General features: G+C 69.2%; 14 protein-coding genes. 5 read left to right on the top strand and 9 right to left on the bottom strand.

The genetic code is table 11. The features are described 5' to 3' along the window. Positions 1 to 9 precede the first annotated feature (9 nt). Genes AC1DVT_RS05180 through xseA form a run of 4 tightly spaced genes read right to left on the bottom strand, consistent with a single transcriptional unit; the run spans position 10 to position 2876 of the window. On the bottom strand, positions 10 to 669 hold the full coding sequence (locus AC1DVT_RS05180; RefSeq protein WP_477387089.1) for a carbonic anhydrase: 660 nt from the start codon (positions 667 to 669) through the stop codon (positions 10 to 12). Next, positions 666 to 1307: a DUF4245 family protein gene (locus AC1DVT_RS05175; protein ID WP_477387087.1), complete on the bottom strand. Its 642-nt coding sequence runs from the start codon at positions 1305 to 1307 to the stop codon at positions 666 to 668. The genes AC1DVT_RS05180 and AC1DVT_RS05175 overlap by 4 nt, the downstream gene beginning before the upstream one ends. Further along, positions 1307 to 1540: an exodeoxyribonuclease VII small subunit gene (locus tag AC1DVT_RS05170; protein ID WP_457101588.1), complete on the bottom strand. Its 234-nt coding sequence runs from the start codon at positions 1538 to 1540 to the stop codon at positions 1307 to 1309. The genes AC1DVT_RS05175 and AC1DVT_RS05170 overlap by 1 nt, the downstream gene beginning before the upstream one ends. A 10-nt stretch (positions 1541 to 1550) precedes the next feature. Further along, positions 1551 to 2876, bottom strand: coding sequence for an exodeoxyribonuclease VII large subunit (gene xseA, locus AC1DVT_RS05165; protein ID WP_477387118.1), 1326 nt, complete (start codon positions 2874 to 2876; stop codon positions 1551 to 1553). A 107-nt stretch (positions 2877 to 2983) separates the two neighbouring features. Between xseA and AC1DVT_RS05160 the strand changes: the two genes are divergently transcribed. Both AC1DVT_RS05160 and AC1DVT_RS05155 read left to right on the top strand, forming a co-directional pair. Next, positions 2984 to 4024 (top strand): 4-hydroxy-3-methylbut-2-enyl diphosphate reductase, encoded by a 1041-nt coding sequence (locus tag AC1DVT_RS05160; protein WP_477387116.1) that lies wholly within the window; start codon positions 2984 to 2986, stop codon positions 4022 to 4024. Continuing rightward, a complete protein-coding gene (locus tag AC1DVT_RS05155) occupies positions 4021 to 4647 on the top strand; it encodes a DUF6264 family protein (protein ID WP_477387085.1) in 627 nt (208 codons plus the stop codon). Before AC1DVT_RS05160 ends, AC1DVT_RS05155 begins: the two co-directional genes overlap by 4 nt. 63 nt (positions 4648 to 4710) lie before the next feature. Here AC1DVT_RS05155 and fbaA read toward each other — a convergent pair whose 3' ends face one another. Then, positions 4711 to 5739 carry a class II fructose-bisphosphate aldolase gene (fbaA, locus tag AC1DVT_RS05150; protein ID WP_477387083.1) on the bottom strand — a complete coding sequence of 343 codons (1029 nt, stop codon included), beginning with the start codon at positions 5737 to 5739 and terminating at the stop codon, positions 4711 to 4713. Positions 5740 to 5921: 182 nt separating this feature from the next. Here fbaA and glpX point away from each other — a divergent pair, with 182 nt between their 5' ends. Both glpX and AC1DVT_RS05140 read left to right on the top strand, forming a co-directional pair. Further along, on the top strand, positions 5922 to 6911 hold the full coding sequence (gene glpX / locus AC1DVT_RS05145) for a class II fructose-bisphosphatase (RefSeq protein ID WP_457101591.1): 990 nt from the start codon (positions 5922 to 5924) through the stop codon (positions 6909 to 6911). A 126-nt stretch (positions 6912 to 7037) separates the two neighbouring features. Next, positions 7038 to 7241, top strand: coding sequence for a UDP-N-acetylmuramyl pentapeptide phosphotransferase (locus AC1DVT_RS05140; RefSeq protein WP_457101592.1), 204 nt, complete (start codon positions 7038 to 7040; stop codon positions 7239 to 7241). Here the strand turns inward: AC1DVT_RS05140 and AC1DVT_RS05135 are convergent. The 3 genes from AC1DVT_RS05135 to AC1DVT_RS05125 all read right to left on the bottom strand — a co-directional run bounded on the left by AC1DVT_RS05135 (position 7194) and on the right by AC1DVT_RS05125 (position 10041). Then, positions 7194 to 8579, bottom strand: coding sequence for a DNA recombination protein RmuC (locus AC1DVT_RS05135; RefSeq protein ID WP_477387081.1), 1386 nt, complete (start codon positions 8577 to 8579; stop codon positions 7194 to 7196). The genes AC1DVT_RS05140 and AC1DVT_RS05135 overlap by 48 nt on opposite strands. 52 nt (positions 8580 to 8631) lie before the next feature. Next, the gene (locus tag AC1DVT_RS05130; RefSeq protein ID WP_477387079.1) at positions 8632 to 9285 is read right to left on the bottom strand and encodes an exonuclease domain-containing protein; all 654 of its coding nucleotides are present in this window, start codon (positions 9283 to 9285) and stop codon (positions 8632 to 8634) included. Between the two features lie 63 nt (positions 9286 to 9348). Then, positions 9349 to 10041, bottom strand: coding sequence for a class I SAM-dependent methyltransferase (locus tag AC1DVT_RS05125; RefSeq protein ID WP_477387077.1), 693 nt, complete (start codon positions 10039 to 10041; stop codon positions 9349 to 9351). Between AC1DVT_RS05125 and AC1DVT_RS05120 the strand changes: the two genes are divergently transcribed. Next, on the top strand, positions 10040 to 10798 hold the full coding sequence (locus AC1DVT_RS05120) for a class I SAM-dependent methyltransferase (protein WP_477387075.1): 759 nt from the start codon (positions 10040 to 10042) through the stop codon (positions 10796 to 10798). The genes AC1DVT_RS05125 and AC1DVT_RS05120 overlap by 2 nt on opposite strands. Before the next feature lie 169 nt (positions 10799 to 10967). Here AC1DVT_RS05120 and AC1DVT_RS05115 read toward each other — a convergent pair. Further along, the coding region (locus AC1DVT_RS05115; protein ID WP_477387073.1) for an HNH endonuclease signature motif containing protein at positions 10968 to 11882 on the bottom strand (915 nt) is incomplete at its 5' end.

Raw genomic sequence — 11882 nt, 5'->3', positions numbered from 1 at the left:
CCTGCGGGTCTAGGCGTAGCGGGTGTCGGCGTCTGTCGCGGGTCCCACGATGATGTCGGGCACCACCGTGCCCTCGCCGAGCCGGTAGTTGGCTCCGACGATCGCGAGTCGCTTCGCGGCGACGGCCCCCGAGATGAGGTCTGACGAGTTGAGCAGTTCGGCGACGGTGTCGCGCAGGTGCTCGCGGCCGACCTGCTCGGCGTCGACGGTCTCGGGCGTCATGTCGAAGTCGCCGCGCAGCACCCGGCGTGCGGCCGGCACGATCGCGGAGATCTGGCGCCAGATGTGCGCGGGCAGGGCGGGGGTGTCGAGGCGCATGCTGTCGATGGCCGCTTTCACTGCGCCGCACTCGTCGTGTCCGAGCACGACGATCAGGGGCACATCGAGTATTGCGACGGCGTACTCGAGGCTGYCGATGACCGAGTCGGAGATGACCTGTCCGGCGTTGCGCACCACGAAGAGGTCGCCGAGGCCCTTGTCGAAGATGATCTCCGCCGCGAGGCGCGAGTCCGAGCAGCCGAACAGCGCGGCGCGCGGCGTCTGACCGGCGGCGAGTTCGCTGCGGTGCTCGACGTCCTGGCGGGGGTGCTCGGGCTCACCTGCGACGAAGCGGGCATTGCCCCGCCGCATCTCGTTCCACACCTTCTGCGGTGTCGGCCTGTCGGTCATCGACCCTCCTCGTTGAGTTCGCGCACCTGCTCGGCGACCGCCGAGGCGGCCAGCTCCGCGGTCTTCTGCCCGGAGCTGCCGTAGATGACGACGGTGTCGTCGCCCGCCTGGGTGCTGAGCGCGACCGAGACGTTGCCGGCACGCTCAGGGTCGGGGATGTCGTAGGTGGTCCACTCGACGCCGTCGATCGTCACGGTGCCGTCGGCATTCGCTCCCTGGAGCACACGGGTCGGCCACGCCGGATCGGCATCGAACCCCTGCGCCACCCGGAGGTAGCCGTCGGCGTCATCGGGGACGTAGACGATCGTCCAGGCGCGCACCGAGTCGCCCTCGACGGCCGCCCCGTTCACGATCCACTCCTGGGGGACGTCGGGCACGAGGACGGTGTGCCCGACGCTGGACTCCACCTGCTCGGCGACCGTGGCGACGTCGATCGGCTTCGCTGCGGGCATCTCACCGCGCGGGACCGCGAAGATGATCACGGCGACGATGGCGAGCGTGGCCAGCAGCGCGGCGATGAGGTTGCGGAACGTCTGGCTGGATCGGTAGTTCGCCGAGAACTCCGCTTTGCGCGCGGCGGTCTCTTCCGGGGTCTCAGGGCGACCGAGCTCGGCGACGACGCGCGGTGCTTTCGCCATCACGAGGGAGTGCCTTCTGCGCCGGCGCGGGCGGCGTCGAGCCGGCGCTTCGCGCCGAGCAGCCACTCCTCACAGCGCGCTGCGAGGGCTTCGCCGCGCTCCCACAGCGCGAGCGACTGCTCCAGCGTGGGTGCACCCTGCTCGAGTTCGGCAACCACGCGAACGAGCTCATCGCGAGCCTGCTCGAACGACAGATCTGCGACCTCTGGGGTCTGCTCGCTCGACACAGCCATGTCTTCCATCCTAGTTCGGCGCCGCCTCGGACCCGGGCGCGGGGGCGGACGCGGCATCCGCTGCGCTCTCCGGAATCTCGCCCTCGGAACGCGCCGCGAACGAGCCTCGGCCGACGGTGATCGCGATGCCGGCACCCGCCGGCGCCTGCGCGGCATCGCGGACGATCCGGCCGTCGGAGAGGTGGGCGATCGCGTAGCCGCGCGCGAGGGTCGAGGCTGGGGAGAGGGCGCGCAGCGCGGCGCGGAGTTCCGCGGCGCGGCGAGATTGGGTCTGCATCGCACGGTCGACGAGTTCGCGGCCGCGCGACACCTGCTGCCACACGAGCTGGGCGCGCGAGTCGAGCATCGCTTCAGGGCTGCGCAGCGCCGGCCGCGAGCGGAGCTGCTCGAGCTGCGCGATGTCGTGGCTGAGCCGATGGGTGAGGCGCGTCGTCAGCCGCGACCGCAGCTGCGCGACGAGAGCACGCTGCTCGGACACGTCCGGCACGATGCGCTTCGCCGCGTCGGTCGGGGTGGAGGCCCGGAGGTCGGCGACGTCGTCGAGCAGGGGGCGGTCGTTCTCGTGGCCGATCGCGCTGACGATGGGGGTGGATGCCGMGGCCACCGCCCGCAGCATCGTCTCGTCGCTGAACCCGAGCAGGGTCTGCGGGTCGCCGCCGCCGCGGGCGATGACGATCACCTCGACCTCGGGGTCGGCGTCGAGGATCTTGAGCGCCGCGATCGTCTCAGGCACACACCGGTCGCCCTGCACCGCCGCGTGGATCGTGCGGAACCGCACCTGCGGCCAGCGGAGCTCGGCGTTGCGAAGAACGTCTTTCTCGGCATCCGACTTCTCACCGGTGATGAGCCCGATGACCTGCGGGAGGAACGGGAGCCGCTTCTTGCGCGCCGGATCGAACAGCCCCTCGCCGCGGAGCTGCGTGCGCAGCCGTTCGAGACGCTCGAGCTGGTCGCCGAGACCGACGTGGCGCACCGACGACACGGTGAAGGTGAAGTCGCCGGTCTTGACGAAGTAGTCGGCTTTGACGCACGCGATGACGTGATCGCCGACCTTCAGGTCGCCCGGGGTGCGCTGCAGCGTCTTGGACCAGAGGCGGAATGAGATCGTCGCGTCGGAGTCGAGGTCTTTCAACCGGCCGAACACGTTGCCGCTGCGCAGGTTCCAGCCGGTGATCTCGCCCTCGACCCAGACGAAGCCCCACTTCTCGATGAAGCCGCGGATCGTGTCGTTGAGCCGGGCCACCGACGTAGGGGTGTCGACGGTCGATTCCCGGGGGTGGATCGACCCTGGCGCGGGTGCCTGGCCGGTCGTGGAATCGGGCTGGAAGATCGTCATCGTGGCCCTTCGCTCGGCGGACGTCCAGGACCAGGTCGGAGCCACGCCCGTACAATCAACAGGTGAGCACCCCCTCTGCCGTCGTATCGGCACGCCCGGCAGTCAGCCTGCCCGTTCCGCGAGTGCCCAGGCGGCGGGAGAGTCTCCAGGATATCCCGGTGCCCGGACACAAGCGGGTGCTCCTCGCTTCCCCCCGCGGATACTGCGCGGGCRTGGACCGTGCCGTCATCGCCGTCGAGAAGGCACTGGAGCGCTACGGCGCGCCGGTGTACGTGCGCAAGCAGATCGTGCACAACATCCACGTCGTCACCGAACTCGAGGGCAAAGGTGCGGTGTTCGTCGAGGAAGTCGACGAAGTGCCCGAAGGCGCGCACGTGGTGTTCAGCGCGCACGGGGTGTCGCCGGCCGTCGTGGCCGCGGCATCCGATCGGGGTCTGCGCGCCATCGACGCGACCTGCCCGCTCGTCACAAAGGTGCACCGCGAGGCGGTGCGGTTCGYCCGCGACGACTTCGAGATCCTGCTGATCGGCCATGAGGGACACGAAGAGGTCGAAGGCACCGCGGGCGAGGCGCCCGAGCACGTGACGATCGTCAACTCGCCGGCCGATGCCGACACCGTCGTGGTGCGCGATCCGTCGAAGGTCGTGTGGCTGTCACAGACGACGCTCTCGGTCGACGAGACGATGGAGACCGTGCGGCGGCTGCGGTTGCGCTTCCCGCTGCTGCAGGATCCGCCGTCGGACGACATCTGCTACGCGACCCAGAACCGTCAGGTCGCGATCAAGAAGGTCGCGAAGGATGCCGATCTCGTCATCGTCGTCGGCTCGTCGAACTCGTCGAACAGTGTGCGCCTCGTCGAGGTCGCCCTCGAACACGGGGCGAAGGCGGCGTATCGCGTGGACTACGCCGAYGAGGTGAAGCAGGAGTGGCTCGACGGCGTCGAGACGGTGGGCGTCACCAGTGGCGCGTCGGTGCCCGAGGTGCTCGTCGAGGAAGTGCTCGAGCAGCTCGCCGGCGCCGGCTACCGCGACATCGAAGAGGTGCGGACCGCGGAGGAGGACCTGCTGTTCTCGCTCCCGAAGGAGCTGCGTCAGGATGCCGATGGCCGGCGTGACGACCGTGCCATCGGTGGGAGGATCCGCTCATGAGCATCCCCACCGACCCGGATCGTCCCGCRCGTCCCCAGTACGGCGAGTATGCGACGCCGGAGGAGCAGCGCGCCCGGATCAAGCAGCCCGACGCGTCGCGCGCGCTCGAGGAGGGTCACGCGTTGACGCCTGCTCCGCCGGCGGTTGTCGCGCCGGTGGCGAAGCAGCCGGCGTCGCGTCGGCCCGCGACGGCGACCGGCACGGTCTCGCTCGCTCACACCGACACCTCCGACCAGGCGGTGCGCCGGCGCAACCTCGACCGCGTCGTGACCTGGATGCTGCTCGGGTACGGCCTGTTCACCGTGGTGACGCAGATCCCGTCGTACCTCGACTACGCCGGCTTCGCATCGTCGTTCTTCTCGATCCTGGGGGTGAACGTCACGCTCACCGATCCGGCGGGCGCGCAGGTGTGGGGGACTGCCGCGGCCGTGGTGCTCGGGGTCGGCTGGCTGCTGACCGCCGCGCTCTCCTGGCTGCGGATGCGGTCTGGCCACCGGGGATGGTGGGTGCCGCTGGTCGGCGGCGTCGTGTTCACCTTCGCCGCGGCGTGCCTGATGATCGTGCCGCTGATGACCGATCCCGCGGTGTGGCCGGCGCTCGAGAAGGCCCTGCTCCCCGCGTGAAACTGACGAGGGACCCGGGCTGATCCAGCCCAGGTCCCTCGTCTGTTCAGTGGGTGTCGACGGTCAGCTCTGCGACTTGCCGTGCGAGCCGAGCTGCCGGGTGGCCTCGACTACGCGCGCTGCCATGCCGGTCTCGGCGACCTTGCCCCAGGCGCGGGGGTCGTAGGCCTTCTTGTTGCCCACTTCGCCGTCGACCTTGAGCACGCCGTCGTAGTTCTTGAACATGTAGCCCGCGACCGCACGCGTGAAGGCGTACTGGGTGTCGGTGTCGATGTTCATCTTGACGACGCCGTTCGCGACCGCGAGTGCGATCTCCTCGGCGGTCGAGCCGCTGCCGCCGTGGAAGACGAGGTCGAGCGGCTTCGCGCCGGTGTTGAACGCCGACGCGATGCCGGCCTGGATCTCGCCGAGCAGCTCGGGGCGCAGCTTGACGTTGCCGGGCTTGTAGACGCCGTGCACGTTGCCGAACGTGAGCGCGGCGATCCAGCGGCCCTGATCGCCGAGGCCGAGGGCTTCGACGACCTGCGACACATCGGCGGTGGTGGTGTAGAGGGCATCGTTCGAGCCCTCGTGCTGGACGCCGTCCTCTTCGCCGCCGACGACGCCGATCTCAACCTCGAGGATGGCGTTGATCGCCTTCAGGCGGGGGAGGAGTTCCTTGGCGATGTCGATGTTCTCGCTGAGCGGCACGGCTGAGCCGTCCCACATGTGGGACTGGAAGATGGGGTGTCCGCCATCGGCGACGGCCTGCTCGGACGCGGCGACCAGCGGCAGCACAAAGTCCTCGAGTGCGGGCTTGGGGCAGTGGTCGGTGTGCAGCGCGACCGTGATCGGGTAGCTCTTGGCGACCTCGTGGGCGAACTTCGCGAAGGCGAGAGCGCCGGTCGCGCGGGCCTTGACGGTGTGACCGGCGAAGTAGTCGGCGCCACCGGTGGTGACCTGGATGATGCCGTCCGACCCGGCCTCGGTGAGGCCCTGGAGGATGGCGTTCACGCTCTGTGAGCTGGCGGCGTTGAACGCGGGGTAGGCGAAGCCGCCCGCCTTCGCGCGATCCAGCATTTCGGCGTACTGCTCGGGGGTGGCGACGGGCATGACAACTCCTTGGTCTCGGCGTTCACAGCAACTCTAGCGAAGCGGGGTGCCGCGGCGGGATGTCCCGAAGAGGCGCCTGGAGATATGGGCGTCCTTCTCCTCGGGAAAGATTTGCAATTCCTTCGCGCGCGCGACACCGGATTCTAGAGCGACGTGGCAACCTTCGTCGATAGGGTGGGGCCATGGTGAGTCTTACCGCGGACATGAGCCCGCTGCATCCCGACCGAAATCTTGCGATGGAACTGGTTCGCGCCACGGAGGCTGCGTCGATTCGCGCCGTGCCGTTCATCGGCCGGGGGCAGAAGGAGCTCGCCGACGGTGCCGCCGTCGACGCGATGCGCGCCTTCCTGACGACTGTCAACTTCGACGGTGTGATCGTGATCGGCGAGGGCGAGAAGGACGACGCCCCGATGCTCTTCAACGGCGAGAACGTCGGCAATGGCCGGGGTCCGCAGTGCGACATCGCGGTCGATCCGATCGATGGAACGACGCTGACCGCAGAAGGTCGCAACAACGCGCTGTCGGTCATCGCCGTGTCCGACCGCGGAACGATGCTGGACGCCTCGTCGGTCTTCTACATGGACAAGCTCGTCACCGGCCCCGCCGGCGTGGGTGTGGTCGACATCCGGCTGCCGGTCGGCGAGAACATCCGGCTGCTGGCCAAGGCGCTGGGCAAGCCGGTGGACGAGATCGTGGTCTCGGTGCTCAACCGGCCGCGCCACGCGCAGCTGATCGCGGACATCCGGGCTTCTGGTGCCGGCACGCGTCTGATGTCGGACGGTGACGTGGCCGGTGGCATCAACGCCGCGCGCCACAATGCGCGCACCGACATGTGTGTCGGCGTCGGCGGAAGCCCTGAGGGCATCGTCACGACGTGCGCGATCAAGGCCCTCGGTGGACACATCCAGGGACGCCTGTGGCCGCGCGATGACGACGAGAAGCAGAAGGGCAAGGATGCCGGTCTGCGCCTCGACGGATACGTCTATGAGGCAGATGAACTGGTGACCGCCAAGAACACGCTGTTCGTCGCCACCGGAGTCACCAACGGCGAACTCGTGGCGGGTGTGCGGCGCGAGGGCGGGTACATCTACACCGAGAGCGTCGTCATCCGCGGGGCTTCGGGCACGCTGCGCCGCATCGCCTCGGAGCACCTGACGTCGAAGTGGCTCTGATCTGACCCCTATTACCACGCGGCCTCGTCTGGCGCATCCCCGCACCGGTTCCGGCACAGTTCGTGCTGGGTCTGGCACAATCAGAGAGTCGCCGGCACCGGCGCGCCGATCGTGAAGGGGACGCTCTTGGATGCTCAGAGCTCGAATCCGCAGACCGGCGCACACGCGGTCGTCGCCGACGCCACCGACCCGGCTCGTCGCCCGGACGTGTTCTTCCGCGTGCGCCGCGATGAAGGTCACCAGGTGTCGGCCTGGTGGATGATCGGCGCCTTCGTGGTCGTGTCAGTCGGCGTCATCCTGCTCATGAGCCTCATCCCCGGCGGCGCCTGAGCCGTGCCAGGCGGGGAGCGCATCGCTCTCCGGGAATGAGATCCGCTCTCTGAGGTCGCCGAGATCCGCGGTGAGAACTTTCGCGTCCTGGATCGGCAACTGGTGATCGTCGTCGTCCGTGTCGATCAGCTCGGGGGCGGTGAGTCGTCGCGCTGCCCGGTCGATCACCGCGGGGGCTGCGAGGGCGTCGAGCTTGGTGGCGTCGATCCCCGGGAACTTGCGGGCGCTCACGAGCACGCGCGTCTCGAGCGAGCCGGTGAACTTGTTGTAGCTGTCGACCGTGCGCTCGATCGCCCGGCGGAGGTCATCGGCATGCCCGGCGAGGCTGCCGAGACGCTCGTAGAGCTGGTTGCCGAGGTCGAAGAGCTGCCGGGCCTCCTGCGAGACGTCCTGCTGCGTCCACGTGTAGGCGACAGTCTTCAGCACCGCCCAGAGATTCACGGGGGAGGCCAGCGCGACCCGCTTGCTGAAGGCGTAGTCGAGCAGCGACGGGTCCTCTTCGAGCGCGGCGGCGAGCAGGGATTCGCTGGGCACGAAGCACACGACGAATTCGGGACTAGAGCTGAGGCCCGCCCAGTAGGTCTTCTTCGCGAGCGCGTCGACGTGCGCTCGGACGGCCCGCACGTGCTTCTCGAGCAGGCTCTTGCGACGCGCGCCCTCGGCGCCCTGCGCGGTGAACGGGATCGCGCTCGCCTCGAGGTAGGCGTCGAGGGGCACCTTCGCATCGACCGCGAGCGCCTTGTCGCCGGGCAGACGGATGACCATGTCGGGGCGGCCGGCCCCGGCATCCGTCGTGATCGATGTCTGGGTGTCGAAGTCGACGTAGCGGGTGAGCCCGGCCGCTTCGACGACGCGGCGCAGCTGAGTCTCGCCCCACACGCCACGCGTCGCGCCGGAGCGCAGGGCGCCGGCCAGGGACTCGGTCGTCGCGCGGAGGGCTTCGTCGGACTCCTGGGCGCGGCGCAGCTGCTCGGCGACGCTGCCGAACTGCAGCTGTCGCTCTCGTTCGAGCAGCTCGACCTTCTGCTGCATCGTCTCCAGCGTGGAGCTCACCGGTGCGAGGGCGCGGAGAACGGCCTGTTCGCGCCGGTCGCGATCCTCGCGCTCGGCGTGGTCGGTGCGCGTCTGCGTTGCGAGTTCGCGGTAGAGCAGCTGCTGGTGGTCGAGCTGGGCCTGCACTCCCTGGCGGGTCGCTTCGGCGGCGGCCAGTCGCGCGATCAGCTGGCTGTGCTCATCGCTCGTGCGCGCGGCGGCTCGGGCGAGCGCGGTGAACCAGCCGGCCAGTGCGCCGGCGGCGAGGCATCCGATCGCGAGGAGGGAGATGACGAGTGCGTCCATGGGATCAGGATGCGTGAGGCCTCCGACATCGGGGGTCGGCGCGCCGTGCGGGTCAGGCGACGGCGGCGGCGAGTGCGGAGAAGTCGAGGAGTGCCGGCTCGGCTGCCGGCTCGGCCGCTGAAGCCACGACCTTCGCCGCGACCGGGATGCGCGGCATCCGTACGCCCGTCGTGGCGGCGAGTTCGAACAGGTCGGATGCCCCTGCCCGGCCGGCGGCGTCGATCATGATGTGCGCGCAGGCGAGGGCGTCGGCGGCGGCGTCGTGGTGCGCGAAGTCCATGAAGCCGGCGACCGCAGCGACCGAGGGAAGTCGGTAGGACTCCAGGTCGTAGAGCTTGCGCGCGACCAGCAGGCTGCACATGTAGCGATAGGGCGGGCAATCGTCGCCAGTCGCCTCGCACGCGCGCCGGATCACGCTCATGTCGAAGCCGGCGTTGTGCGCGACGAGGACGTCAGCGCCCGCGAACGCGGCGAGGTCGTCGAGCTGCGCGCTCCACCCCTTCGCGCCCCTGACATCGGAAGCACGGATGCCGTGGATGCCGGTGTTGAACTCGACGAAGTCATCGTGTCCAGGGGGAGGCTGGATGAGCCATCCGGCCGTGGCGACCACGCGGCCGTCGCGGACCCGGGCGAGTCCGACCGCGCAGGCAGATGCGCTGCTGGAGTTCGCCGTCTCGAAGTCGATCGCGGTGAAATCCAGGGGCACGCTTCAGCGTCACCCGGGTTGGGCGTGTGGGCACGGAGGCGCGCCGGGCGGAACGGCGTGTCGCTACGCCCGCACCGCGCCGACGACGGACCAGACCCGATCGGGGTACCGGTAGCGCGGCTCGAGCCCATTGCGACCGAGGACGTCGATCATCGATTCGGGCGGATGGATGAACGAGCGGAACGGATTGCCCGTCACGCGGTACATCAGGTTCTCCGCCCAGATCGCGGAGCGGGTGTACCAGGTGCGTGGCGGGTGGCTGAAGATCAGGGCGCGGCGGGCGCGATCGGCGGCGGCGGAGAGGAGGGCATCGTAGTCGGGGTAGCAGCACACCACCCGATGAAGGATGACGATGTCGGCGGGCTCGACGGCGTCGGGCGTCACTGCGAGATCCACTCCCACCACTCGCGCAGCGCGTGCCCGCAGCCCGTGTTCATCGAGCAGGTGCGCGGCCTCGGTCTCGTACGCTCCCGAGAGTTCGAGGTTGGTCGTCCGTGAGGCGCCGTGAAGCAGCAGTTCCACCTGGATCGCGCCGACCCCGCCGCCGATCTCCAGCACCGATGCGCCGTCGAGGTCGTTCGATTGAGCGATGTCGACGATGTGGCGCGCTGCGGGCGTCAGACCGTCCTCGCGGTACTCGCGCGCGAGTCTTCCGGCGAATCGAGCGTCGAACTCCCGCTCGTATCCGTCCGGTGTCGGTGGTCCGCAGCAGTCGTCCACGGCTTCAGTATGGACCTCGTCGTAGGCTCGGGTCATGGCAGATCGCGAGGAGATGGCCCTCTCGTTCGGGTCCCAGGCGAGTCGATACGAGGTCGGGCGTCCGGACTATCCCCTTGAGTCCGTCGAGTGGATGCTGCAGCCGGTGCACCACGACGGACGCGCGTTGCGAGCCGCTGACGTGGGTGCCGGCACCGGCAAGCTCACCCGTGTCGTCGCTGGGCTCGGCGCCGAGGTGGTCGCGATCGATCCCGATCCGGCGATGCTCGCCGAACTGCGATCGCACGTGCCCGGTGTGCCGACTTTCGTCGGAAGTGCGGAGCGGATGCCGCTTCCCGACGCATCCCTCGACGCGGTGCTCTACGGACAGGCGTGGCATTGGGTTGACGTCCCGTCGGCGTCCGCGGAGGCGGGGCGGGTGCTGCGCTCGGGCGGTGTGCTGGGGCTGGTGTGGAACATCCGCGACGACTCGGTGCCGTGGGTCGCGCGGTTGACCGCGGCGATGCACGGAAGTCACGCCGAGGAGATGCTTGGGGGCGACGGGGTGCGGGTCGACGATCCGTTCGACGGGTTGGAGGAGCGGTCGTGGTCGTGGTCGCGCACCCTTGGGCGTGGCGCCTTCCTCGACATGGTGTCGTCGCGCAGCTACGTCATCACGGCGGAGGAGTCGGAGCGGGCGCGCATTCTGGCGGCAGTCGAGGAACTGTTCGATTCCCAGCGACGCGTGGACGATGCGGGCGCCGAGGTCGTGGACCTGCCGTACCGCACGCGGGCGTACCGCGGCATCCGGCCGTAGCGGCGTGCTCGACATCGCTGGGCCCGTTCCGGTCGTTGAGCGAGCAGCGCAGCGAGGAGACGAAACGTGTCTCGAGGGCTCAGCGTTTCGTCTCGCGTAGACCCGCACTGAGCGAGCCAAGCGAGTGGAAGTGTCGCTCAACGACCGGTGGGCCAAGCGGGTGAGAGGCTCAGAACGGCGCGACGGGTTCGGGATCGCGCGCCGGGTCGACGGTGAAGACCGGGACCTTGCGTTCGGGTTGGACGACGTACCGGCGTCCAGTGGGTGAGATCCATTCCATCGCGCCGCCGCTGCCAGGGATCTGGTTGACCTCCCAGTCGCCGTGGTGTTTGACGATGTGATGCCCGAGGCAGAACGGCGCGTGGTTCTGTAGGGAGGTTTCGCCGCCGTGTTCCCACGCGACGTTGTGATCAATCTGGCACCTCGATGCCGGCATTCCGCAGCCGGGTGCCATGCACCGGTTGGCCCGCCATTTGATCAGTTTCCGCAACGCGGCGGGGGGTCGGTACTGGTCGCGGCCGACGGAGAGCACCATTCCGGTCTCGGGGTGGGTGAGGATTCGCATCCATTGGGTGTCCCCGCCGCACAGTTCCCGGGCGACCGATACCGGGATCGGTCCGACGCCCTCCACCACTGGCAAATCCGATGCGAGCGCCGCTTTGTCGCTGATGAGGGCCATCACCGGGGCGGTGACCACGACGGACGCCCGAATGCCACGTGCTTCGGCGGGCATGGCATCGGTGACGCCATCGATGAGGAGGTCGCAGATCACGTCGGTGCGGATCTGGTCCAGGGTTCGGGTCTCGCCGTCGCGGCCGACCATGGTCTTGGCGATCGCGGTGGCCCGTTCGTTGATCGCGTGGAGTTCCACGGTCGGCGCGTGCACGTGCAGGTCACTCATGCCATCGACGCCGAGTTCGAGCGCGACGTGTCGGTTCTTTGCGGCCGCGGCCCAGCGTTCCTCGATGGTCGGGGCTTGTGCTTTCTCGATCAGGGTCTGCAGCCCGCGCCGGAACGTGCCGACCGGCTCCGCCTCGGCGAGTTCGAGAGCCTTGGCCGCCACGTCGTCGCGCAGGTCGGGCAT

Source organism: Microbacterium sp. P2_F9 (assembly GCF_056403635.1).
This window is presented reverse-complemented; position numbering and strand designations above follow the sequence as displayed.